This is a genomic window from Marinimicrobium alkaliphilum, assembly GCF_003259155.1.
GTDB lineage: Bacteria > Pseudomonadota > Gammaproteobacteria > Pseudomonadales > Cellvibrionaceae > Marinimicrobium_A > Marinimicrobium_A alkaliphilum.
The window spans coordinates 24,599-49,906 of sequence record NZ_QGMQ01000005.1 but is presented as its reverse complement, the minus strand read 5'-3'; the positions used below and the strand labels follow the sequence as shown (position 1 = coordinate 49,906).

Below are 25,308 nucleotides of genomic sequence, written 5' to 3'. Positions count from 1 at the left end.
GGAGTCCGGCCGCAATGGATGACCTGCGTTGGGTCTCAATTCGGGCATCGTTGCGCGCAATTGGTGGCAAAATCGGCTATAACAGGGAGGCTTGAGTTTACTGATCATCACCCGGGAGTCAAAAACGATGAAAACCCGCACGCTTACTTGCACGCTATTACTGCTTCTGGCCGGTGCTGCCCAGGCCAGCGATGCCATTGTCTACCACTGTAGCCTGGGCGACGATGAGCGCATTGTCAGCGTCGTCTACTCTGAGCCAGGGCAGGCGCTGCCGTGCGATGTGACCTACGAGCGCGGTGGTGAGGTGGAGACCCTCTGGCAAGCGCGGAATCAGGCCGGCTACTGTGAGGAACAGGCACAAAACTTTGTGGCACAGCAGGTCGCCTGGGGCTGGGAGTGCGGGCGCCATAGTCCGGATGAGCCCCAAAGTGACGCGCCCGACGTTGAGGGAGCCGAGCCTGAGCCCGAGCCTGCCTACTAGGCCGGCTCGCGCCTACCAGGTCCAGACCCGAATCCCGATCAGGCCCCGGCTGGCGAGATAAACGACCATCACCAGGTGCAGCAGACTCAAACTCCAGGCCAGGCCTTGGCGTACGCCTATTCGGGTCGTACCTGGTTGGCGGGCAAGCCAGATCAGCGCCAGCGGTGCCGCCAGCCCGGCCAGCCCGTAGCCGAGGCTGAAACCGAAGACACTGAGGGTCGCTGGCGCGCGGCTTGCGAGTAACACGAAATCGGTGGTGGGCAGGCTTGTCAGGCACAGTAAAGCCGCGCCCAGGAACAGGCCCGGCACGGCGGCGGGCACCAGCCACATGTGCCTGGCACCGATGGCTTGTCGGCGAAAGCGCGCCACCGGTAACTCCGCGATCACCCACAGCGCCGCCAGGGCGCTACCGGCCAGTACCGTGATCCAGAGCCCCAACTCCCCCCAAATACGCCACCCGGCTACCCGTTGATAAACCCCATCGTTGAGGTGCAATACCTGACCCGCCAATGGGTCAACAACCGGGGCCACGGCCCCGAGGCCGGTGCCCGGATCGATGAGCGCGGGGTGGTTTCCATCGAAGTAAAAGCGCTGGCGGCGGTCACCGTTGCCCAACAGCGGCTGGGAATGGAGGAAGCGGTCGCTCGTCGTGACACGCTGGCTGCGCAGCGCCAGTGGCAGATAGGTGCCCCGTTGCTGGTGGCGCGGGTTTATCGGCTCATAGAGACCGTCGAGGGCGCGGTAGTGATCCGGCAGCGGCCTGGCAGCGATGGCGGTGCTTGTGCGGTGGCGCAATAAATAATCGCGCAAGGCGTGGTCCAGGGCGTTACGGGCGGAGTCCCCGCCAGTCAACGCAAACACGTACCCACTGTTGAGTTCAGGGCTGTAGAGCAGCCTTGAGTAAGCTCCTACCAGGCTGCCGCTGTGACCGTAAAAAGCAATGCCGGCGTCGTTGTGGCTGCTGAGGTAATTGGACAATCCGTAGCCGCTCTGTACCCCCGCAAGCCAGGCCAGGCTGGTCGCCGGCGTTTCCATCCGCGTGATTGCCGCTTCGCTCAGCAGGGTCTGGCCCTGATACTGGCCGCGCCCGAGCAGCAGCTTTACCAGTGCCGACAGCTCCCGGGGGGAGGCGTTGAGCGCGCCCACCGGGCGATAGAGCAGAGACCAGTAGGGTTCTACACCTTGCGGGCTGTGGGCGAGTGCCGCACTGCCGGGCTCGGGCTCAAAGAAGGTGGCTGTGTCCATACCCAGGGGCCTGAGCCAGGCCTGGGTAATGTACTCCTCGTAGGGCATGCCCGCGGCGCGCTCCACCATATAGGCCGCAACGGCCGAGCCACTGTTGCTGTAGGCCGAGCGGCTACCGGGCACCCAACGGGAACGGCGCTGGGGCGCGTAACGCGCCAGGGCGTCGCCCAGCGCCAGGGGTTCTGGCGGACGGCGTGCGTACTCCGCAAGATAGGCATCGTTCCAACCCGAGGTGTGCTCGAGCAAGTGGCTCAGGCGCACCGGATGCTCGGCCTCCCAGGGATTGTCGAAGTGGACCTCGGGTGCGAGTTCGCGCACGGGCACATCCAGGTTGAGCGCGCCTGCTTGCTCAAGCCCGAGTGCCGCCAGAGCGATAAACATTTTGGAGATGGACGCGGTTCGGAACAGCGTGTCGGGCGTGGCGGCGACCCCCAGCGTCGGGTCGGCGACCCCTAGCGCGTCGAGCCAGACCAGCTCGCCGTCCTCGATCAACGCGATGCCGAGTGCCTGTAGCTCTCGCTCATGGAAGAGGGCTTCGACCTCGGCTTGCAGCGTCTTCAGGGCCGCTCCGTCGGCACTGGCCGGCAGCGCCAGAGTCAGGCCCAGCCATGCGCTTAGAATGACGGCAATGCGGATAACCGGCGTGACCATCCGTCAGTCCATGGTCTGGCCGGGTTGTGGACGATCCAAACCCCTGGGCGCGGGTTCGGTTGATGGGCGCAAATCGAGCGTGGGCGTCTCGCCAAAAGGCCAAAGGTTACTGACGACATCAAGCGCAAAACTGATATCGTTGCGATCGTCGCTGCCGACGCTGATCAGTTCCCGATCGGCGAAATTGGGCCAGGCACCGCAGGTCTCCCCCGGTTCACAAATCAGCAGGTTGGCGTCTACATCCGAACCGGCGATAACCTGATACTGGCCCGGAGGTACCGGGCCGAGCGTGTATTTCAGTCGGCCGTCGCCATTCCATTCGGCCAGGGTTTCCCGTACGACGTCGCCAGACGCTGTATCAAGCAGCAGGACGTACACCGGCGCCGAATCCAGGGCTTCACCTTTTTGGGTGGTGACCTGCAGCACCAGTTCACTCTGACTGCCGCCGGATAATGCAAACCGGACGCGACCGCGATACAAACCGTCAACCGCCAGCGCTTCGGTATCAATCCCGATCCGGTAGCGGGCAACCATCGTCTCATCATCGGCTTCGGTGGACTCCTCATCCACGATAATCCAGGGTTGATCCGGATTCGCGCCGACGACCTCGGGTACGCTGCCGTCGCCCTGGCGGCGCAGTGACACCGTGCGGGTTTCATTCGCGTCGAGCGCCAGGTTGCTGGGGTCCAGGAACAGTCGTGCGGGTAAGGGCTCACCCGTCGCCAGCGCCTGAGCAGCGGCCACCGCCGATTCGGCATTGAGCAGGCCGTAACCAAAAAAATCATCCCGTCCGGGTTCGCCGATATCTGTGGTCAGGCGCTCCTCGATCAGCAGTTGGTCTACGTCCTCCGGGGTCAGCGCCGGGTAGGCGGCTTTCATCAGGGCCAGGACCCCGCTGACGTGAGGGGCAGCCATCGAGGTGCCCTGCAGGTAGGCGTAACAGTTGGCGGTGCAGGTGTCGGCCTGGCCGAAGGTGCTCAGCACCCCGTTGTTCCCGCCACTGCCGCCGGGCGCCGCCAGGCTTATGCTGCTGCCAAAGTTGGAATAGCTGGCTTTTTCGTCGTTGCGGGTCGTCGCCGATACTGACAGCACGCCATCGTAGGCGGCCGGGTAGATGGGGGTGTTGGCGTTGTTATTGCCGGCGGCGGCGACCACCAGTATGCCGCGCTCGCGCACCTGGTTGAACAGGTTCTGTTGCAGGGCCGAGTAGCCGGGTCCGCCCAGGCTGAGGTTGAGAATGTCAGCCGTGTGTTGGGGCAGGGTGCCGCTATCGTTGCTCAGACCCGCAGCGTAGCGCACGCCCTGGATCACTTCGTAACTACTGCCGGACTCGCCGCCGATCACCCGCAGGGGCATCAAACGTGTGCCCCAGCCGACCCCCGCCACGCCGACGCCATTGTCGGTGGCCGCGCCGATGGTGCCCGCCACATGGGTGCCGTGCCAGTTGGCGCTGGCGTCCGGGTCGCTCGGATCGTTGTTGCCATCGACAAAATCCCAGCCGTCCACCCACTGATCGCGCAAATCGTTGTGATCGAGAACGACACCGGAGTCGATGACCGCGACGATCACCTCCGGGCTGCCCCGGGTGAGCGCCCAGGCTTCGGGTAGCTGGATATTCTGGTAGTGCCATTGCTGATCAAACGCCGGGTCATTGGGCTCCAGCCGCTGCAGCTGCACCCGGTAGTTGGGCTCGGCGTGGCGCACTTCAGGCTGGCGGCGCAGGGCGTCGATGGCACGCAGGGTTTCGATACGGGCGTAGGCTTCGGGATTGTTGCGTGCCAGCTGCGCCAGTCCACGCGGCTGGTGCAGGGGAGAAACGTGTGCCGGATCGGCCGCCAGGCGCGCCAGGCCCGGCCGGTCCTGGGCGGGCTTGAGCCAGTGCAGCTGCAGACCATGGGCGCGCTGTAAGTTATCGCTCAGGCGTTGGTGAGGCGCGGCCACTTGCCGTCCGGACGGCCGGGGCGCGTTGCCGGGCTCCAGCTCGACGATGACTTCACCGGGGATCACATCCGGTAGTTGGGAGGACAGGGTCGCGAGGGCTTCGGCGCTCATCTCCCAGGCCGGTTGGATATGCACCAGGTACTTGGAGGTGCCCTCGGTGGCCCGTACCTCAAGCACGTAGTCGCCGCCCGCTTCGGTGACCAGCTGTTGTAACGGTTCGTCGGTGTCAGTAAAGCTGATCTCGGTGCTGCAGTCGCTACTGTGCAGGCGCAATTGCAGACGGCCGGGTGACGAGTCCCAGATGGGGTTTTGGAGATTGTTGAAGTCGGTCACCTCCAGTTGCAGGGGCTGACCGGCATCGAGGTTGATACGGTAAAAATCGCTGGGGTTGGGTGAGGCGGCAAAGTGCTCCAGCGCGGGTTCGCCACCGGTGGCCGTGGCGCTGACAAAACCGAGCAGGGTGCGTTCGCCGAAAACGTCCTGGGCCTCAAGGCACTGGCTATTGTCTTCAAGGGGCGCGCGGCGATCGTTCAAGGTGCGGTCGATGGCAACCCCTGGCGACGGGCTCAAGGTGCCGCTGACTGTGACGGGGTCGAATCCGGCAGTGATGCTGCAGTCGCCTTCGGTGGCGACGACGACGTACTGACCCTGCTCTGTGAGCGTGCCGCCGCAACCGGTGACACTGCCGAGCCGATAGCCGGTGTCCGGGTTCAGGGTAAAGAGTTGGGTGTCGCCGTGGGCGACCTCTGCACCCTCTGGGGTGATGCCGCCGCCGGTCCCGGCAAAAGCGCTCAGGGTGTAGATCAGCGGCTCGAAGCTGACCCGGACCGTGCAGTCCTCGGTGATGTAGCCGGTGGTGTAGGTGTTTCCGGAAAGGCTGCCGTCACAGCCACTGGCGGCATCCAGCGCATAGCCGGTATCGGGGATCAGCGTGAGCTGCGCCCGCTGGTTGTAGCCCAGGGTCTGAACTTCGGGCTCGACGCGCCCGCCATCGCCTTGGACAACGCCGGTCACGGTACTGCGGCGCATATCGCCGCAGGCGACCAGCGTGACCAGGGCGGCGCCGAGTAGCGTCCGCTGTACGACAGACCCAGAAAACATGAGCGGCTCCGTGAGCGAGAGTCGGGTACCGAGGCAGCGCGCCGACATAACACCAGTATAACCCCGACGGGTTATTCGGCGGCTACTACGTATTATTCGATGCCAAGGCTGTCCCAGATCTCATCGATTCTATTCTTTATTGTGACGTCCATCACAATCGGCTCGCCCCACTCGCGGGTTGTCTCGCCAGGCCACTTGTTGGTGGCGTCGAAGCCGATTTTGGAGCCGAGGCCGGAAACCGGGGAGGCGAAGTCCAGGTAGTCGATGGGGGTGTTCTCGATCATCACCGTGTCGCGCGCCGGGTCCATGCGCGTGGTCATGGCCCAGATCACGTCTTTCCAGTCCCGGGCGTTGATATCGTCGTCGGTGACAATCACGAATTTGGTGTACATAAACTGGCGCAGGAACGACCAGACCCCGAGCATCACCCGCTTGGCGTGGCCCGGGTACTGCTTTTTCATGGTCACCACCGCCATCCGGTAGGAGCAGCCTTCGGGGGGCAGGTAAAAGTCCACGATCTCCGGGAACTGTTTCTGCAGGATGGGCACGAACACCTCGTTCAGGGCCACGCCCAACACAGCGGGTTCATCCGGCGGGCGCCCGGTGTAGGTGCTGTGGTAAATCGGATCCTTGCGGTGGGTGATACGCTCGACCGTGAATACCGGGAAGCTGTCCACTTCGTTGTAGTAACCGGTGTGATCGCCAAAGGGCCCCTCATCGGCCATATCGCCCGGGTAAATGTGCCCTTCGAGGACAAATTCGGCGGAGGCGGGCACCTGCAAATCGTTACCTTTGCAGCGGGTCACTTCGGTTTTGTCGCCCCGGAGCAGGCCGGCAAAACCGTATTCGGAGAGGGTGTCGGGCACGGGGGTGACCGCCCCGAGGATGGTGGCCGGGTCCGCGCCCAGGGCGACCGCCACGGGGAAGGGCTCGCCCGGGTGGGCCTGTTGCCACTCACGAAAATCCAGGGCGCCGCCGCGGTGCGCGAGCCAGCGCATGATCAGCCGGTTCTTGCCAATTTTCTGCATCCGGTAGATGCCCAGGTTCTGGCGTTCCTTTTCCGGGCCACGGGTCACCACCAGGGGCCAGGTGACCAAGGGGCCGGCGTCCCCCGGCCAGCAGCTCTGGATGGGGATGCGATCCAGGTTGACGTCGTCACCCTCAAGTACCACATCCTGACAGGGCGCCTTGCGCACTTCCTTGGGACCCATATTGAGCACCTGCTTGAACATGGGCAGCTTTTCCCAGGCGTCCTTGAAGCCCTTGGGGGGCTCGGGCTCTTTCAGGAAGGCCAGCAATTTGCCCACGTCGCGCAGTGCCGAGACCGACTCCTGCCCCATCCCCAGGGCGACCCGTTCGGGCGTGCCAAAGAGGTTGCCGAGCACGGGGATGTCGTAACCTTTGGGGTTTTCGAACAAGAGTGCCGGGCCACCGGCGCGCAGGGTGCGGTCGCAGATCTCGGTCATTTCCAGGTTGGGATCGATTTCCTGGGTGATGCGTACCAGCTCGCCCCGCTTTTCGAGGAGGTCGATAAAGTCTCGTAGATCGCGGTATTTCATAGTGAGGGTATCGGTTTGAAAGCACCCCAGAGGAGTGCTTTTTATTGGCCTACTTGCGTTTCATCGACAGGAAGAATTCATCGTTGGACTTGAAGTCCTTGAGTTTGTCGACCAGAAACTCGGTCGCCGATACGTCTTCCATATCGTTGAGCAGGCGGCGCAGAATCCAGGCGCGTTGCAACTCTTCCTCGGTCATCAACAGCTCTTCGCGGCGGGTGCCGGAACGGCGCACGTTGATTGCCGGGTAGATGCGTTTCTCGGCAATTTTACGGTCCAGGTGCAGTTCCAGATTACCGGTGCCCTTAAACTCTTCGTAAATCACTTCGTCCATTTTCGAGCCGGTATCCACCAGCGCGGTCGCGATGATGGTCAGGCTGCCGCCTTCTTCAATGTTACGCGCGGCACCGAAAAAGCGCTTGGGACGTTCGAGCGCATGGGCGTCGACACCACCGGTAAGTACTTTACCGGACGAGGGGATCACGGTGTTGTAAGCGCGTGCCAGGCGAGTGATCGAGTCGAGCAGAATAATCACATCTTTCTTGTGTTCCACCAGACGCTTGGCCCGCTCGATCACCATTTCCGCCACTTGCACATGGCGCGCCGGCGGTTCGTCAAAGGTAGAAGCCACGACTTCGCCGCGCACCGAACGTTGCATCTCGGTCACTTCTTCCGGACGCTCGTCGATCAGCAGTACGATCAGGTGGCACTCGGGATTGTTGCGGGTGATGGCTTGGGCGATGCCCTGCATCATCAGGGTTTTACCGGCTTTGGGCGGGGCTACGATCAAGCCGCGCTGGCCCTTACCGATGGGCGATACCAGGTCGATAATGCGCGGGGTCAAATCTTCGGTAGAACCGTTGCCGATTTCGAGTCGCAACCGTTCGTCGGGGAACAGGGGTGTCAGGTTTTCAAACAGGATTTTGTGCTTGGAGCTTTCGGGCTTGTCAAAGTTGATCTCGTTGACTTTGAGCAGGGCAAAATAGCGTTCGCCTTCTTTGGGTGGGCGAATCTTGCCGGCGATGGTATCGCCCGTTCGCAGGTTAAAGCGGCGGATCTGGCTGGGCGAGACGTAGATGTCGTCGGGGCCTGCCAGGTATGAACTGTCGGCAGAGCGCAGAAAACCAAAGCCATCCATCAGAATTTCGAGGACGCCGTCGCCGTAAATATCCTCACCGCCTTTGGCGTGGCGTTTGAGAATATTGAAGATGATGTCCTGCTTGCGGGAGCGGGCGACATTTTCAAGGCCCATTTCACGGGCGATGTCGATTAGTTCTTCGATGGGTTTTGCTTTCAGGTCAGTTAGGTTCATAGGTAGGGCTTTGTTGTGTGTTGAGAAAGAGTGCAGGGTTTTGCTCAGCCAGTGAATATAAAACCGGGGTGAGCCGCTGATTACCGTCTGAAATAGTTCGGTATTGAAGAGTCCGGCCGGAGAGCCGCAAAATTCGTCCTGTGATTATTGGGTTTGTCCTGCCACTGAGCGAAAGTCTACTCACAGGGCCTGGCAACGGGTAGCCGGGGCGTGAGCGAATCAGGGTGGAGCACTCAGGGAGTGGTGTTTGCCTGACGATCTGCTACTGGGAGTATGCGCTGAATCGGGGCGGGACAAACATCAGATAGGCGGAGTATAACGGCAAATCTCCACCAGTGCAAAGGGGGGATGCGGACACCTCTCCCTTTGCACGGTGTGGGCTCCGTTTAGAGGACCCCATCAATAAAGTCGACCAACTGCGGACGGGACAGGGCGCCGACCTTGGTGGCCTCGATGTTGCCGTCCTTGAAGATGATCAGGGTCGGGATACCGCGGATGTTGAACTTTCCGGGGGTCTCCTTGTTGGCATCGACATCGACCTTGGCAATTTTGATCTTGCCTTGGTACTCGCCGGCCAGCTCGTCCAGTACTGGGGCGATCATTTTGCACGGGCCACACCAGGCGGCCCAGAAATCAACCAACACCGGTACATCGGACTGCAGAACTTCCTGCTCAAAACTGGCGTCTGTTACATGGACGATAGCGTCGCTACTCATAAAGGGTGATCTCCAAAATCCGGTCGCTTGGGTGGCTTGGGCCACACCGGGAATGTATCAATTTTGACCCAGCATCATAAGGACTGGGACGGGCGCAGGCAAGTGGCAAAAACCAATAGTCACTATATGCTTTGGCTATAAGCGCGCCCGCGCTTGCGCTACAGGCCATTCTTGCTCTTGGCCAATCCCGCCCGCTCAAGGGTCTGGCTGAGGTTTTTAAGGGTAACCGGCTTGGCCAGATAATAATTCATGCCGGCGCTGAAAACCTGCTCCCGGTGTTCCTGCATGGCATGGGCGGTAAGCGCAATAATGCTTGCCGGCGGGTGCAACTGGCGCCGCTCATAGTCGCGGATATGACGGGTGGCGGTAAAGCCGTCCATCTGAGGCATATCGCAATCCATCAGAATCAGATCGTATGGCTTGTGAGCCTGGCGCACGGCGCTGACCGCTTCAAGGCCATTCTCGGCCAGATCCGGGGTAATCGCCAGTTTGCTCAGTAGGCCTTTGATGACCATGCGGTTGACGCTGTTGTCTTCGGCGACCAATACCCGCAAATGACTGAAACGGCCCTCGTCGGATTCGCTTGAGCCCGTTTCCTGCGGTTGCTCGGTGATATAGCCAAGCAGTGTTTCCAGATGCTGGAACAGCGTGCCGGAGGTGAGGGGTTGATGCACCAGGGTGTGCGGCCCCAGGGACTTGCGGTTGTCGGGCAGGTTCAGAGCGTCGGACAGGTTATACAAAAACAGCGGGGTTGTGCTGAGCGCGGGCAAAGCGCGCAGTTGCTGGACGACTTGCAGGGCATTGCCATCAGGGAGTTGGTCGTCGATACCGATGAAATGGCAGCGCGCGTTGCTGTTGGTGCGCTCAGTCAGGTATTGCGTCAGCGCTTCAACGGATGACACACCGGTGAGCTCAAGCCCCCAATGCTGGCAGTGCGGGCGGATGAAACGAATAAATGCGTCGCTGCCGACAACCAGCAACTTGCGGTCGTGCAAATGACTGGCGGCAATCGGCGTGGTCGCGGTTCGGTCCGAGAGCTGAAAGCGGGCGCTGAACCAAAATGTCGCGCCTTCACCCTTGGCGCCTTCAGCGCCGATACGTCCATCCATCAACTCGACCAGGCTCTTGCAAATGGCCAACCCCAGACCGGTTCCCCCGTATTGCCGACTGGTGGCAATATCGGCCTGGCTGAAGGAGTCGAACAGCAGGTCTTTGTCTTCGGGATTGATGCCGATGCCGCTGTCGCTGACCATGAACCGCAGCAGGGGTTGTTCGCCGTCTTCGAGCAGCGTCACCGAGAGACTGATATGCCCCTGTTTGGTAAATTTGAAGGCATTGCCCAGCAGATTGAGAAGAATCTGGCGTAGCCGGGTCGAGTCGCCGACCAGTTTGAAGGGAATGCCGGGATCGACCCCGCCCATCAATTCGATATGTTTTTTGCTGGCGGTGGCGCCAAACAATTGCAGGCAATCTTCCACCAGGTTGTTGAGATCGAAGGTGGTCATTTCCAGTTGCAGTTTGCCCGCTTCGATCTTGGAGTAATCGAGAATGTCGTTGATGATGTCGAGCAGGCTTTCACCGCTGCGGTGAATCACGTCGATATAGTGTTTCTGGCTTTCGTTGAGGGGCGTGTCACGCAGCATTTCGAGCATACCGATGACACCGTTCATGGGCGTTCGGATCTCGTGGCTCATGGTCGCCAGAAATTGGGTTTTGGCGCGGCTGGCATCCTCGGCAATCACTTTCTGACGTCGGGTTTCCAGTTTTTCCTCTTTTTCGTGCAGGAGTGCGCGCTCGATCTGTCGACGTTGCTCGATATCTTCAAGCAGGCTTTCGCGCATCTGGTTGATGGCGTTGACGACATTGTCCAGCTCGTCGGGGTGACGGACATTGCTGGTGCGGCGCAGCTTCAGCGGTCGGGTCAGGTTATCCAGATTGAGCTGGCGGGCATACTGCGCGATGGTGTTCATATGTCGGGTCAGCAGGACGTACACCAGCCACAGGATCAGCCCGGCGATGATCAGTGTTTTGGCGCCCTGGACCCCGGCGATAAACAGGGCCCGCTGCCACAGGCGGCTATAGATATTGGCCAGACTGCTGGTGATGACCAGTGTACCCAGCGTCTGGGTATCACTGCCTGGATCCGCGTGTATGAGCGGAAATTCCCGGACCACAAAAGGGCCTGTGCGCGTCTCTTGAGGGTCTTCGATCCCGGCTCTCAGGGTGCGGACCTCATCATTCCAGTCACGCCAATAGACTTTGACCTGTACCACATCCTCGACCTCGAGCAGACTCTCTACCTGAATCTGTAGCTGATCCTGATCGAAGCCCCAGAGGCTTTTGGTCATGCTCGCCAGGGCACTGACGCGCACCTGGTCGATGCGCTGCTCCAGGGCATTCACGTCGTCGCGAAAGCTGGCGTAGAGTTGCAAGATGATGGCGATCAGGGTGATCAGTGAGCTGACCAGCAAAATCAGCCCGAGTAGGCGGGTGGCGATGGGATTATCGCGAAAATAATGGCGAATGGCCGACATGCTGTTTCCCCAGCGGCCCCACGCCGCCCAATTGATCCTGACGCTAGTGTAGCAGCTCGCGTGCCGAGGCGTGCACGGGGGTCAGTCGCTGAACGCCTCAAGCACGGTATTGAGAAAGCGGTGCCCGAGAGGCGTGGTGCGCAGCTGCTCGAGCGGGGGCAGTACCAGGCCCTGAGCGCGGAGCCGGGCCCACTGGGGTTCCAGGTCCGCTACTGCCAGCCCGGTGCGCGCCGTGAAATCGTGCACGGGTGCGCCCTCATTCAGGCGCAGGGCATTGAGCAGAAATTCCAGTACCCGATCTTTCTCGGAAAGGGTTTGGCCACCCGCAGCGAAGGGGTTGTTGTGGCCGGGTAAGTTGGCGCTTACTCTCTGTTCAGCCCCCAAATAATGGCGTGGCAAGCGGGTTTTCCAGAGGCGCAGAATGTCATAGTGGTGCGGGCGGGTGACTTTACCGTGGGCGCCCGCGCCGATGCCCAGGTAGTCGCCAAAGGTCCAGTAATTGAGGTTGTGGCGCGCCTGACGGCCATGACGGGCATAGGCCGATACTTCGTACTGGCGGTAGCCGGCATAACTGAGCAGGGCCTGACCGGCGTCCTGAATTTCCGCCAGGGTATCCTCTTCGGGTAACACCGGTGGCTGCCGGTAAAAGGCGGTATTCTGCTCGATGGTCAGCTGATACCAGGACAGGTGCTCGGGGGCCAGATCGAGGGCCTGGCGCAGGTCGGCGCAGGCGTCGCTGATACGCTGTTCGGGCAGCCCATGCATCAGGTCCAGATTGATATTGTCGAACCCGGCCTGGCGCGCCATGTCCACGGCCTTCAGAGCCTCGGCGCCGCTGTGAATGCGCCCCAGGTGTGCCAGTTGGGTCGAATTGAAGCTCTGGATGCCGATGGACAGGCGATTGACGCCGGCCCGGCGGTAGTCGGTAAAGCGGGCCTGTTCGAAGGTGCCGGGATTGGCTTCAAGGGTGATTTCGATGGCCGGCTCGAAGCCGATCAGGCGCTCGGCACCGTCCAGAATTCGCCCGATGGCCGGGGCCGAAAACAGGCTGGGGGTGCCGCCGCCGAAGAAAATACTGGTGAGCTTGCGCCCCTGGGCAAGGGACTGGTCGAGAGCCAGGTCGCGCAGCAGGGCATCGACGTAGGCGTCCTCCGGGAGTTCGCTCTCCGCCTCGTGGGAATTGAAGTCGCAGTAGGGGCATTTACGTACACACCAGGGAATGTGCACGTAAAGCGACAGCGGGGGGAGCGTCAGGGTCATGGGCGCGCTTGCAGGCGCGCCAGCAGCTCGGCCATGGCCTTGCCCCGGTGGCTGATGCGATTCTTGTGGTTCTTGTCCAGGCTGGCGGCGCTGCTGCCCAGCTCCGGCACATAAAACAGCGGGTCGTAGCCAAAGCCGCCGTCGCCTTGCGGCTCGGTCAGAATTCGGCCTTCCCAAGTGCCGTGGCACAGAATCGGGGTTGGGTCGTCGGCGTGGCGCATAAAGGCAAGCACGCAGTGGTAGCGCGCGCTGCGCTCTGCCTCGGGCACACCGTTAAGCTCGTCCAGTAGCAGGGCGTTGTTGTCGGTATCCTGAGCGTCGGGGCCGGCGTAGCGGGCCGAATAGATACCGGGGCGCCCGTTGAGGGCGTCCACTTCCAGGCCGGAGTCGTCAGCGAGGGCGGGCAGGCCAGTTTGTGCCGCGGCGTGGCGGGCTTTGAGAATGGCGTTTTCGACAAAGGTCAGGCCGGTCTCTTCGGCACTGGTGACATTGAAGTCGGATTGAGCGCGCACATCGAAGCCGCAGTCCACAAGCAGGTCGCGAAACTCCTTTAGCTTGCCGGGGTTACCGCTGGCCATAATCAGTTGTTGCACGGGTGGTCTCCTGTGGGCGCGGGCTTCAATACCGGGGCTCAGTGGCCCCGGTGCAAGGTACGGGTAAAGCGGAATTGAATGGCGTCGCTTTCGCCCTCGGGGGTAATCTCGATATCGAAGTGCATCACTTCCTGATCGGTGTGGCGTAGGGGGGCCAGGTAGTAGGTCGCCGTGCCTTCGTCGATCTCCTCGAAGCGCAAGCGGAATTGTTGCTGGGCGAGATTGGTGGCGGTGCCACTGATCTGCGCGGGCAGTCCGAGGCTCTCGCCGTCGTCCGTCCGTTGGGTGACGCTGATATTCACCAGCGCCCGATCCCGGGCACGGGTAAAGCCGTAGGCCTGCGCCGCTTCAAGGGGGATAAAGGTGCTGTTAAAAACCGTGTAGTGCACCTGATAGTCGCCGAAGCGCTGGCTGTTCTCGATATAGCGGGTCTGGTCTGTTTGGGCGTGAACGCTGCTGGCCAAGGCGAGCAGCATTAAACCGAGCCATCGAATCATGGTCGCTCCGCAGTTTGCACTGTGTGTGAGGGAAGGCATTGTACCCAATTTTACGCCGTCATTGGGTTGCTGGATGCGGTCCGGAAACGAAAAAGCCCCAGGGCAATGCCCCGGGGCCAAGTCGTTGAAGCTGACTGTCTGGCTAAGGGTTACCCTTCGATCTGGGCAGCCAGTGCTTCGGTGATGCGATCGCGAAGACCTTCGTCCTGGTTGGCGAGGTTAGCGATCTGCTGGTACTCCTCGATAGAGATACCACTGTCGGTGACCGCTTGCTGCATTTCACCTTGGGCTTGCTGTTGCAGCTCGGTGGCGTCTTCAGGGCTCTCGGCGGCCTGCAGCTTCTCGGTGTATTCCTGGTTGATGGTCTGTACGGCGATGTAGGCGGCAACAAAGGCATCAACTTCTTCATCGCTGACGTTCACTTCCTGTTGAGCGCCGGGGCCAGCAGGCGCCGGCGGCTCGTAGTTGCTACCTTCCGGTGCCGGACCTTGGGCCCAGGCGGCGGCGCCAAAAGTCAGACCGATGGCGGCGAACAGGCTCACTAGCGGGTTCTTGATGCTTTTCATAGTACGCTCCTCGTTTTGAGTCAGGTAAAAAATGGCTTGCGTACTTTAACTGTTACATATCCCGTGCCAGCTTTTAAAAAACTCCTTAAGTATTTGATATACATAATTATTTCTTAAAAGTTGCAGTGCCGGGTGACGCTGAAATCCCGTGCGTTATCGCCCATGTGCCAAACTGGCACAGCCGTTATGGCACAGAGGGCGGATTACTGTTCAGAATCCAACCAGCGGTACAGCGTGCGCCGGCCGATACCGAGCACTTCCGCTGCGCGGCGTTTGTTGCCTTCGACCTGTTCGAGCACATACTGGATGTAATCCTTCTCGATGCGCTCAAGCGGGAGGATGCGGCCGCTGTCTACTTGCGGCGGCTGCCAGTGGTCGCTGGCGGTGACCGGCGTTTCCACCGGTGCTTCACGCACCCGCTGGGGCAGGTCGTCCAGCCCGACCCGATTGCCGCTACAGAAGGTCCCCGCGCGCTCGATGATATTCGCCAGCTCGCGCACGTTGCCGGGAAAGCGGTAACCTTTGAGCTGGGCCAGGGCTTCGCTACTGAGCCCGTCGATGGGCTGTTGGCGGCGCTGGTTGAGTTGGCCAATCTGGTGGGCAATCAGGCGCTCCAGGTCTTCACCCCGCTGACGCAGGGGTGGCACCTCCAGGGTAAAGGTCTCCAGGCGGTAGTAGAGGTCTTCGCGGAAGTTGCCCTCGGCGACCTCATCGGGCAGATCGCGGTTGGTGGCGGCGATGATACGCACGTCCAGTATCTGTTCCTGATTGCTGCCCACGGGCCGCACCCGTCCATCCTGCAGGATACGCAGCAGCGCGGACTGCATTTCCAGCGGCATTTCGCCCATTTCGTCGAGCATCAGCGTGCCGCCATCGGCTTCCGCAAACAGGCCGCGTCGGGCCTTGGTGGCACCGGTGAAGGCCCCGGCGGCGTGGCCGAAGAGCTCGCTTTCGAGCAGATTGGCGGGCAGGCCGCCGCAATTGATGGCGACGAAAGGCCGGTCCCGGCGCTCGCTCTCCCGGTGAATGGCGCGCGCCACCAACTCCTTGCCGGTGCCGCTTTCACCGGTGACCAGCACCGGGCTGTCGGTGCCCGCGACCTGGCGAATTTGCGTGAACAGTTGGCGCATGGGGGGGCTGGCACCGATCATACCGTGAAAGCCATCGCTGTCGAGCAGTCGCCGGTAGGTGGCCAGCTCTTGCTGCAGTTGTTGCTGTTGCAGATTGCGTTCAACCGCAAGGCGCAAGTGCTCCAGATCCAGGGGCTTGGTCAGAAAATCGTCGGCACCGCGCTTGAGCGCGTCCACCGCCTGATCGATGGTGCCGAAGGCGGTGATCACAATGAAGGCCGGGGTCAGGGGGAGCTGGCGTAGCCCTGCGAGCAAATCCAGGCCGCTGCCGTCGGGCAGGCGTAAATCACTGACCACCAGGCGCGGCATCTGCTCCTGCAAAAACTGGTTGGCGCTGCGCAGGTCACCGGCGCCGGCACAGCGATAACCGGCGTCCTGAAGCTCCTCCAGGAGCAGCTCGCGCAGGTCCGGGTCGTCCTCGACCACCAGAATATCCACGGGCACGTGCTCGTCAGGGGTTGCCATGGTTACGCGTCTCCTTCTTGGGTGGTGGCGCCGTTCATCGGCAAATAAATATCAAAGCGGGCGCCGCCCAGATCGCTGTGACCGATCTCGATACGTCCGCCGTGCTCGTTAACCACGGCGTTAACCACCGCCAGGCCCAGGCCGGTGCCCTGACCCACAGGTTTGGTGGTGTAGAAGGGCTCCAGTAGATGACCGATGTCCTCGTCGGCGATGCCCGGGCCATTGTCTTCCACGCGCAGACACAGCTGCGTGTCGTCGACCGTATGCCAATTCAGATGGACCTCGCCGCCACTGGCCGCTTGCAGGCCGTTGCGCAGCAGGTTGATCAGCGCTTGCTCCAGGCGCAGCCGATCGGCGCGCAGGACGATTTCATAAGGTTGGGCGGGCAGCACCAGACGCGCCTGTTGGCGTTCGGCCTCTTCGCTGACCTGTTGCTGGGCGGACTGCACCAGGTCGGTCATGCGCACTTCGCGCTTCTCTGGCACCACCGGACGGGCGAAGTCCATAAGCTGTCGGATGATGCGCTCCACGCGCCGCAGCTGTTGGCGAATCTGCTCGAAGGATTCGGCGGTTTCCGGATCGGCTTTGCGCAGGGCGCGCTGAGCCTTGCCATCGGCGACACTCAAGGGTGTCCCCAGCTCGTGTGCTACCCCGGCGGCGAAGCGACCGATCGCGGCAAGCTTCTCGCTGTGGTGCAAGCGGGTCTTGAGGGCCAGTTCGCGTTCACGCTGAGCGCTCAACTGTTCCTCGGAGGCGACAATACTGTCGAGCATCCGATTGATACCCTGGGTCAGAAAGCGAATTTCGTCCGGTCCCCGGGGGGGAATCCGGTGCGCCATATCGCCTTGCCCGACCTGTTCCATGGCCTGCCCCAGGGTTTGCAGGTGACGCCCCACCGCGCGCTGGTAGCCAAACCAGATCACAGCGATCACCAATAGCGACGAGGCGATCAGCAGCCCCAGGGCGCGCCAGCGGAATTGATCCAGCTCGTGTGCAAAGTCCTGTCCCCGCCGCGTCACCTGCAGCAGGCCGATGATCCGGCCGCCGCTGTCCACCAACGGCATGAAATAGGAGAATACCTCCTCGTCACCGATCTGCTCAAAGGCGCCTTGCTCGTCCCCGACCGAGGCCAGATCCGCCGCTTCCTGGCCGGGCACCTGAGCGTCGCGAATGCCGATGGCGGAAATGCGCTGACCCTCGCGGTTGTATACGTAGACCCCGTACACCTGATCCATATCGAAAGCGGAAGTGATGGTGCGGCGCAGCGTGGCGGTGTGGCCGTATTGCAGGGCGTGACTGAGGGCCGGGCGAATGGCCCGGGCAATCAACTGAATGTCCTGCTCCATATTGGTCTGGGCAGTTTTCTCCAGTTGGTGCAGGCCGTACCAGCCACTGGCGATGATGATCGCCAGAAACGGCAGGAGCACAAATACCAACAGAGAGGTGCGGATATTGCGCAGGGATTTTTTTGACGGAGTCAGCATGGTTCTATGCTAACACAGGCGAGGGGGCGTGTTTCTTGGACAAAAAAAGCCCGCAAGCGTGAGCTTGCGGGCAAAGAGAGGAGAGCGTGTAGGGTGTCGTATAGGTACTATCAGTGTGCGCGACGTTTGGCCAGGCGTTCACGGATCAAGAAGATGAGCCCGAAGATCGCAAAGAACGAGCCGATGCCACCTGCGGAACGGTCCAGCGGCTCACTTGGCGGAACAAAGGGCGCATCCTCAGCGCTCGAGCGAGTATAGGTCGCGCTGCGGATTCCCGAGGACTCGCCGTCCATGACCGCGATAACGCTGATGGTCGTGGTTTCGGTGACCGACACCGTTTCACCGGGTAAGAGCGCCATGCTGCTCTGGGTCGGGTCGCTGCCGTCAGTCGTGACATACAGCGTGCTACCTTCGGGGCCGTCCAGCGTCACAACCAACTCATCAGCCGTAAATTCCTGCGAGGGCGGGTTGAAGGTCGGGGCAGGTACAGTTGATGCCAGAGTGACGTCGTCCACATACAGGGTGCGGGCAAAGGCCGGGCTGACGTCGTCTTCGCCTACGCTGCGGTCCCGAGCACGAATGCTGATGCGCGCCGAGGTGGCGTCTACCACCGCAGCGGCCTCACGGAACTCTTCGCTAACCAGCGTCAGCCATTCACCGCTTTCCCCATCAATGGCAAAGTCTTCACGCAGTGACAGAGCGCTATCGGCATCTTCGGTACAAAGGGCGTCGGTAAAGAAGGAGACATCCACACGAATGTTGAGTTCTTCGTCAGGGGTCAGACTCATGGCGCGCAGGGACGGCCGGATATTGTCTTCGCCGTTCAGCTCGACACATTGATCAAGGCGGCTGGTGCCGAAGTTGCCGGTCAGGCTTTCAAAGTAGAACAGGTTGCTGCCCGCCTGGGCAAAACTGAAGGCACCGGCAGCGGCGCGCAACCCTTCTTCCCGATCCAGATACCACCCCGAATCACCGGTGATAAAATCACCATCGGTCAGATCGGTATGAGAGAAATCGCCGTTGCGAACCAGGTTGACGTTGCTTTCGCCCTGGGTGACCCGAACATCGTCAAAGAAGACCTGGGCATTTTCCTCGCTCCGATCTCGGGCACGCAGAGAGATACGCAGAACGCGAGCCTCGTCAGGCAGATCGTCAGCACTGAACACGACCGGGGAGATTTCGAACCACTCGTTGGCATCAATGCCGGCCTGTCCCAGCTGTTGATTGAAATCATCATTGGAGCCGTCGAACGACAAACGGTTACTGTTGTCGTCCACTTGCAGGTTGGTTTCGCACGCCGCCATATCAGGGTAGAAATTCGGGTTCAGACGGGTGCGGACATCGTCGGAAGCCACAGTTGTCAGAATGGAATAGCTGAGCAGCAGTGATTGGCTTGGATCAATAGGGATACATTGCTCGATCTTGTTGGCACCGTAGCCGGTGTCCAGAATGTTGAATGCGAAGGCGCTGTGTCCGTTTGCACCGAAGCCTTCTTCGGTTCTGATAAAACCGCCATCGTCACTCAGTATCGTCCAGGACGGGAAAAAGCCCACGCCCTCCACGGAGGTATAGTTGAGATCGCCATCGGCGCGGGCATTCACGTTCTCGAAATTACCGTTTTCCAATGCCAGGGCGGTCAGTGGCGCTACGCCGAGGGCAAGGATTGTCGTTTTGCCAAAGTTTTTCATGCTGGATTCCTCAAAATTCGAATTGAAGGCGTGCGCTGATGACACGGCCGGTGGTGTCAACGCTGTCTCGTTCTGCGTCGAATTGCATGACGTTCAGTTTGAAGATCACGTCCGGATTCATATACCAGTTCAGACCCAGGGTGACGTGGTCCATGCTTTGGCCGCGGCCGATGCGGGTGTGCTCCCCGGAGTCGACGGTCGCATAGCGGGCGGCAACTTCGAAGGCGCCCCACGAACCGTTGGCGGGGTCGAGGTTCTTTGACGGTGTTACCCTGCCGAAGTCGCCGCTGGTCGGCCGGTAATTTCTGTGCTCACCGGTCAGGAAGAAACTGGTCTGAACGTAGAAGCCATCCTGCGTCAAGGCGTTGGAGGGAGTCGCATTGTTGCCCAGAGCGATCAGCTTGGCGACTTCATCCAGTTCGATATCGACCTGGGTGTACTCGGCCTGAACAGAGAAGGGACCATTTCCGTAAGCAAACTCGAGGCCGAGACGGGTAAACTCTTCGACGCCCTCCAGATCGTCTCGGCCCACAAGGCGCAAGTCGATGGCGCGGCTGCCTTCACGAGTACGTAAACGCAAGGGCACCCAAGCGTCGTTATCTTTATCGAACGCATTTTGTCGGTAGCTGGCGCTGCCGCCGAGGTGCAGATAGTGAGTGCCGGAATTGATTGGCGCAGCAGACAGCCGCCCCGAGAGCGCATAGCCCTCTTCGACCGAGCGGTCCCGGGCAGTTCCTTGCCCGCCAAACACACCCAGGGCGCCGTACCAGTCAGGTCGCAGGGTTTCGTACATAATGCCAATTTCCCGGCTCGGTCTCAGGGCATCGATAGGTGCGGCGCGCTCCATAAAGGTGAGTCGTCGAGAGCTGGTGCTGCTCTCCATAGAGAACGGCTCTTTGAAATGGCCCACTGCCAATCGACCTTTGGGCATCAGGTAAGCGACGTAGGCATTGGCGAAGCGGACTTCTTCATCGCGGTAGTCGATCTCCACCTGCCACTCAAAGTTCTCGTACATATAACCCAGTGCGCCGATGCGTGCGCGCCGGATGATGGTGCCGTAGGTCGGCGGCTCAAAGTTCTGTCGGGCAACAAAGGCGATATCGTCATCAAAGGAGCCGTGGGAGCCGTCGAGCTGCACGCGACCGCGAATACGGAAGCGATGCTGGCCATCTTCGCTGTCGACGGTAAAGCGACGCACGGATATGGTCGGGTTGTCATCCTGAACCGGTTCTGTGGGCTCATACTTGATGTCACTGCTTTGGCCTTGTGACCTATCGGTCTGGCCGCCTTGACGCAGTGCGTCAGCCTCTGCCTGGGTGAGAATATTCTTATCAAGCAGTGTATCGATAAGGTCTGAGGTTTCGGCTGAGGCAATCATCGGCACTGACGCGCCTGCGATCAGTGCCATCAATCCTACGCGGATCAGGTGTAATTTCAAAACGGGTACCCATCAAAGTCGTGGCAAGTGCGATCTCCGTCGCGCCCGTACATATTACCGCTAGGTCAGTGATGTGACATTTTCGGTGGTAGGGATTCGTCAATGAAACTCGCGTTAGAAGAAAGCGCTAAAGCACGGCTATTCTCGCCCGCAGAGATGACACTAATGTGAAGCGGCCGTGACGTTGATGTTGCAGAAACTGTTATCGGCGGTGCCATTGCACATACGCCATAACGGCCATGCTCAGCAGTATGGTGATGGTCGCCATGGCCATGGCCAGGCCGATATCCCCCTGTTCAAACTGGTTGAAAATGAAGGTCGCGGAGGTGTCGACGCCAGGGGGAAGCAGCAGGATGGATGCGACAAGCTCGCGCATGCAGACAATAAACGTGGTCAACCAGGCAGCGATCAGCGCCGGTTTCAGCTGCGGCAACACAATGCGGGTAAACACAGTAAAGCGCGATGCACCCATCATGGCGGCGGCCCGCTCCAGGTTGGCGCCAATGCCGGATAATTGCGCGTTGGCATAGTTGAGTGCATCGGTGATGTAGATTGCCACATAGGCCAACAGCAACATCCACACGGTGTTGTACACATCGATGGGAATCCAGGGCGCGTTCCAGGCCAGAATCAACGCCACGGCCATGACAATTTTGGGTATCACCCGAGGCAACATCGCCAAGCCATCCATAAACTGCTGGGGTCGGCCCTCGGTGCGGGCACTGACGTAGGCGATATAGGCGCCGGCGGCAACGCAGATGGTGGCCGCGGCCATGCTCAACCAGAGGCTGGTCAGCAGGGCCGATAGCCCCCGACTGCCCGGCGTCATCAGGGTGCTGTAGTGGTCCAGCGTCAGGCTCGGCAGACCGTCCTGCCAGCGGTCCGCGATACTGGTCAGCAGCATGGCGGCGTAGGGCAACAGGGTGCTGAGGAAAAACAGTCCGCCGAACCAGCTCCAGGCCAACCACTGGCGGCGGCGATTGAGTGGCTGCAGGGTCTGATGCCCCGGGCGACTGCCGCCGGCGGCAAATAGGGCGGCGATCCAGCGGCCGCCGTACAGGGCCACCAGGGCAAACAGGCACAGCAGGCTCGACAATGAGGTGGCAAGAGCCAGATCCACCGGCCAGCTGGTGACCAGATAAAAAATTTCCGCGGGCAATAGGGGCAAATTGGCACGCGTTCCCAGTACCGCCGGGACGCCGAAGTTGGACAGCGACTCGAGAAAGACCAGCAAACCCGAATTGATGATGGCCGGTAAGAGCAGCGGGAACATGATGCGCAGGGCGATCCGGGTGCGGCTGGCACCAAGCTGTACGGCGGCGTCCTCCAGGCGGCGGGGCAGCCCGCTCAGGGCCGCTTCTACCGCGAGGGCGACATAGCCGAACGACGACAGGGCCATGACCAGCGTAACGCCCCAAAAAGAGAAAAACAGGGCGCGCAATCCGTGCGGCATGGGGCCCAGCAGGCTGTCAGAAAAACCACCGTCCTGCATCACCAGAATGTAACTGAGCGCCGCGATGTAGGGCGGCGTCATGATGGGCATCAGCAGGGTCAGCCGCGCCCAGGCCTTTCCCCGCAACTGGGTACGCGCCAGCAGGTAACCGCAGGGAATGCCAAACACCCAACTGACCACGGTGACGGAACCGGCCCAACTCAATGAGTTCCACAAGAGCGTGCCCAGCTCCGGGGTATCCCCAATCGCCCGATAGGCCGACAGAAAACCCTCGAAGCTGCCGCCCAGAAGCTCCGGAAACAGGCTTTGGAGGAAGAGCAGTAGCAACGGGTAGCCCGCGGTGATGCCCAGAAAAAGCAGGCACAGGAACACCGGCATGGGCATGATGCGGCGGGGCAAATTCATGGCGCGCTGTTCCTGTCGCTGGCGGGGGTAACCTGTGCTCGCTCAATGCCATACTGGAAGCGTCGCAGAATCCTCCCCTGCTCGTTCAGGGCCAGGGCGACGTCTCTGCTTGTTATCTTCTCGGGGGGCGCGATGCTTTGACGGGTCTCGCTCTGGGCGATATCGGTACGGGCGGGCATCAGGTGTTGCCGGGCAACCTGTTGCTGGACCTCGGTGGTAAAAAGGAATTCGATAAAAAGTCTGGCGCTGTCCTGGCGCGGGCTGCTGGCCAGTATGCCCACCGGGCGGGTAATCAAAGGCACACCGCTGGCCGGATAGTGAAAAGTGATGGACGCGCCCTGGTCCATCTGCCGGAACACCAGATAGTCGACCGCGCCGAGCACGGCCTGATAATTGCCGATCATCAAGGAGGTCAGCGCCTGGCTGTTGGCGGCGGGAAACTCCATCCCGGCTGAACGCGCCCGGGTGAATTCCGTCCAGGCGTCGTCGCCATAAGTGAGCACACGGTTGACGACAAAGTCACCGGCGGTGCCGGAGCGGGAGGGTGAAGGCATAGCAATGCGACCGGGAAAGTCGCCGCTGAACAGGAGCGGCCAGTCGGGTTGCACAGCGTCGTGGGAGCTCGCCAGCGCGACGCCAACCAAAGCGGCACTGGTGGCGAGGTAGTAGCCGTTGGGGTCGTGCCAGTCGGTGTGGGTTTCGGGTAAGGGCAGGTCGGCCAGGGGCGCCAGTCGCTTGCCGTGGCGAAGGGCTTCGGCGGCGACATCGCTGGCAAAGATCACCACGTCGGCCTGGGGCCGGAAGCGTTCGGCTTCGAGCTTGGCCATCAGCTGGCCGGTGGTGGCCACAAAGAGCCGCACGGGAATGTCGTGGGCCGCACTAAAATCGGCGGCGATCTGTTCGATCAATGGCCGCGGGCCGGCGGAGTAAATCACCAGTGCGTTTTCGTCCTGACGGCTGCAGCCGGGCAGGGCGAGCAACACCAACCAGAGCGAGAGCCAGGCGGTTGTCTTCATCGTCCAACCGCGTGCAGTGCATCCGTGTTGATGCGCAGCGAAACTGGTGTTCCCGGCGCAAAGGTCTGATCGGCAAAACCCCGCAGCGTCAGCCCGGGATGAATCTCGGCGGTGACCTCCTGACGCTCGCCCAGAAAGTGGCGCTGGGTACAGATGCCCTCCAGATTCAAATCCGTTTGGCAAGGCGCGGTTTGAGCGGCCACGACTTTTACCGCTTCGCGGCGGATGACCAAGTGCCCGGTGTCGGGGAAGTGGTTGAGGGCACCGTCCCGATTGCTCAGGGTGAGGTGCTCGCCAAGCAGAAAATCGCCGCTCCGGCGCTGATAGGGAATCACGTTGGCGCTGCCGATAAAGGTGGCCGCGAAGCGGGTCAGCGGGCGGCGGTACATGTCTTCGGGGGCCCCCAACTGCTCAATTCTGCCCTCGTTCATCAGGGCAATCTGGTCACCGAGGGAAAACGCTTCTGATTGGTCGTGGGTCACATAAATCGATGTGAGACCGGTGTCCTTGAGCAGACCAGAAAGCTCGGCTTTGAGCTCTTCGCGCAGGCGCGCATCCAGTGCGGAGAGGGGTTCGTCGAGCAGCAGCACCCGGGGATCGACCGCAATGGCGCGGGCAATGGACACCCGTTGTTGCTGGCCGCCCGAAAGCTCGGAGGGTTTGCGCTCGGCCAGATGAGACATCTGAACGCGCTCCAGGGCACGGCGGGTGAGGCGCTCGACTTCGGTGCGGGAATGGCTTTTGAGCTTCAGGCCGAAGGCGACATTCTGGGCCACCGTCATGTGCGGCCAGAGGCTGAAATCCTGAAACACCATGGCGAACCGCCGCTCTCCCATGGGCATGCTGACACCGCGCTCCGGCGCTTCCAGCGTCTGGCCGTCGCACAGAAGCTCGCCACCGTCGGCCTGAATCAGGCCGGCAACAATATTGAGAAGTGTGGTTTTGCCGCAACCGGAAGGGCCCAGCAGTACCAAGCACTCACCTTTGTTCAGCTGAAAGTCGACGCCGTCCAGTACCCGGCTATCGCCAAATTGCTTGGCCAGTCCGTGGGCACTGAGAAAGCTGGTCATCGTGAATCTCCACCGCTTGTACATCAAAGGGTAACAATGGAGACCCTACGGGATTCATATGACACTCATGTGACAAAGCAGGAGTCCGGCCGGTGCAGGGCGATCAGCTCTCCGCGCCTTTCCTTAAATGGTAAATCGCCGTTTCCCCAAACAGGTTGGGAGACAACGCCGCCAGAGGTTTGATTGAGCGCTCGTAGACCACCTGCCGGTGAACCACGTCGATGCCCATGGCCTTACACAACAAATCAAAGTCCCGGAAGGTACAGAAGTGAATGTTGGGGGTGTCGTACCACTCGTAGGGGAGCAGGTCGGACACCGGCATGCGACCTTTGAAGGTCAGATGCAGACGCGCTTTCCAGTGGCCGAAGTTGGGGAAAGTGACGATGCATTCTTTGCCCACGCGCAACATCTCTTCCAGCACCCGGTGCGGAAAGTGCAAGGTTTGCAACGCTTGAGTCATCAGCACCATGTCAAAACTTTTATCAGCGAAGTTACCCAGACCCGAGTCCAGGTTCTGCTCGATGACGTTCAGGCTTTTGTCGACGCAGGCGTTGATCTGTTCGGGGTCGATTTCCAGGCCGTAGCCGGTAACCTGTTTGTGGTCGATCAGAAATTTGAGCAGGGTGCCGTCGCCACAACCGAGGTCGAGTACCCGGCTGCCTTGGGGAATCCACTGTTGAATCTGGTCCAGATCGAGGCGCATGGG

General features: G+C 60.9%; 19 protein-coding genes. 1 reads left to right on the top strand and 18 read right to left on the bottom strand.

What is annotated here, in order from left to right; translation table 11 throughout:
- Positions 1-127: 127 nt before the first annotated feature.
- Complete coding sequence (locus DKW72_RS09450; RefSeq protein ID WP_111642115.1) at positions 128-481, top strand: hypothetical protein; 354 nt, start codon at positions 128-130, stop codon at positions 479-481.
- A gap of 12 nt (positions 482-493) precedes the next feature.
- Here DKW72_RS09450 and DKW72_RS09445 read toward each other — a convergent pair whose 3' ends face one another.
- The 18 genes from DKW72_RS09445 to metW form a co-directional block, all read right to left on the bottom strand.
- The gene (locus DKW72_RS09445; RefSeq protein WP_111642114.1) at positions 494-2,377 is read right to left on the bottom strand and encodes a serine hydrolase domain-containing protein; all 1,884 of its coding nucleotides are present in this window, start codon (positions 2,375-2,377) and stop codon (positions 494-496) included.
- A gap of 3 nt (positions 2,378-2,380) precedes the next feature.
- Entirely contained in the window at positions 2,381-5,419 is a 3,039-nt protein-coding gene (locus tag DKW72_RS09440; protein WP_157960448.1) for a S8 family serine peptidase, read from the bottom strand.
- A 92-nt stretch (positions 5,420-5,511) separates the two neighbouring features.
- Positions 5,512-6,978, bottom strand: coding sequence for a 4-hydroxy-3-polyprenylbenzoate decarboxylase (gene ubiD, locus DKW72_RS09435; protein ID WP_111642112.1), 1,467 nt, complete (start codon positions 6,976-6,978; stop codon positions 5,512-5,514).
- A gap of 49 nt (positions 6,979-7,027) precedes the next feature.
- Positions 7,028-8,287, bottom strand: a complete 1,260-nt coding sequence (gene rho / locus DKW72_RS09430; protein ID WP_111642111.1) for a transcription termination factor Rho — start codon at positions 8,285-8,287, stop codon at positions 7,028-7,030.
- A gap of 386 nt (positions 8,288-8,673) precedes the next feature.
- Positions 8,674-9,003: a thioredoxin TrxA gene (gene trxA, locus DKW72_RS09425; RefSeq protein ID WP_111642110.1), complete on the bottom strand. Its 330-nt coding sequence runs from the start codon at positions 9,001-9,003 to the stop codon at positions 8,674-8,676.
- A 158-nt stretch (positions 9,004-9,161) separates the two neighbouring features.
- Entirely contained in the window at positions 9,162-11,537 is a 2,376-nt protein-coding gene (locus DKW72_RS09420) for an ATP-binding protein (protein WP_111642109.1), read from the bottom strand.
- An 81-nt stretch (positions 11,538-11,618) separates the two neighbouring features.
- Positions 11,619-12,797: a radical SAM family heme chaperone HemW gene (hemW, locus tag DKW72_RS09415; protein WP_111642108.1), complete on the bottom strand. Its 1,179-nt coding sequence runs from the start codon at positions 12,795-12,797 to the stop codon at positions 11,619-11,621.
- Positions 12,794-13,375 (bottom strand): RdgB/HAM1 family non-canonical purine NTP pyrophosphatase, encoded by a 582-nt coding sequence (gene rdgB, locus DKW72_RS09410; protein WP_198411310.1) that lies wholly within the window; start codon positions 13,373-13,375, stop codon positions 12,794-12,796. Before rdgB ends, hemW begins: the two co-directional genes overlap by 4 nt.
- 53 nt (positions 13,376-13,428) lie before the next feature.
- Positions 13,429-13,887, bottom strand: a complete 459-nt coding sequence (locus tag DKW72_RS09405) for a DUF4426 domain-containing protein (RefSeq protein ID WP_111642106.1) — start codon at positions 13,885-13,887, stop codon at positions 13,429-13,431.
- A gap of 149 nt (positions 13,888-14,036) precedes the next feature.
- Positions 14,037-14,453, bottom strand: a complete 417-nt coding sequence (locus DKW72_RS09400) for a DUF4168 domain-containing protein (RefSeq protein ID WP_111642105.1) — start codon at positions 14,451-14,453, stop codon at positions 14,037-14,039.
- 203 nt (positions 14,454-14,656) lie between these two features.
- Positions 14,657-16,048 (bottom strand): sigma-54-dependent transcriptional regulator, encoded by a 1,392-nt coding sequence (locus DKW72_RS09395; protein WP_111642104.1) that lies wholly within the window; start codon positions 16,046-16,048, stop codon positions 14,657-14,659.
- A gap of 2 nt (positions 16,049-16,050) precedes the next feature.
- Positions 16,051-17,532 carry a sensor histidine kinase gene (locus DKW72_RS09390; RefSeq protein WP_111642103.1) on the bottom strand — a complete coding sequence of 494 codons (1,482 nt, stop codon included), beginning with the start codon at positions 17,530-17,532 and terminating at the stop codon, positions 16,051-16,053.
- Between the two features lie 110 nt (positions 17,533-17,642).
- A complete protein-coding gene (locus tag DKW72_RS09385) occupies positions 17,643-19,220 on the bottom strand; it encodes a chitobiase/beta-hexosaminidase C-terminal domain-containing protein (protein WP_111642102.1) in 1,578 nt (525 codons plus the stop codon).
- Between the two features lie 10 nt (positions 19,221-19,230).
- Entirely contained in the window at positions 19,231-20,658 is a 1,428-nt protein-coding gene (locus tag DKW72_RS09380; RefSeq protein WP_198411293.1) for an OprO/OprP family phosphate-selective porin, read from the bottom strand.
- A 202-nt stretch (positions 20,659-20,860) separates the two neighbouring features.
- Complete coding sequence (locus DKW72_RS09375) at positions 20,861-22,516, bottom strand: ABC transporter permease (protein ID WP_111642100.1); 1,656 nt, start codon at positions 22,514-22,516, stop codon at positions 20,861-20,863.
- On the bottom strand, positions 22,513-23,532 hold the full coding sequence (locus tag DKW72_RS09370) for an extracellular solute-binding protein (RefSeq protein ID WP_111642099.1): 1,020 nt from the start codon (positions 23,530-23,532) through the stop codon (positions 22,513-22,515). The genes DKW72_RS09375 and DKW72_RS09370 overlap by 4 nt, the downstream gene beginning before the upstream one ends.
- Entirely contained in the window at positions 23,529-24,602 is a 1,074-nt protein-coding gene (locus tag DKW72_RS09365; protein WP_198411292.1) for an ABC transporter ATP-binding protein, read from the bottom strand. Before DKW72_RS09365 ends, DKW72_RS09370 begins: the two co-directional genes overlap by 4 nt.
- A gap of 103 nt (positions 24,603-24,705) precedes the next feature.
- Positions 24,706-25,305 (bottom strand): methionine biosynthesis protein MetW, encoded by a 600-nt coding sequence (gene metW, locus DKW72_RS09360; RefSeq protein WP_111642097.1) that lies wholly within the window; start codon positions 25,303-25,305, stop codon positions 24,706-24,708.
- Positions 25,306-25,308 lie beyond the last annotated feature (3 nt).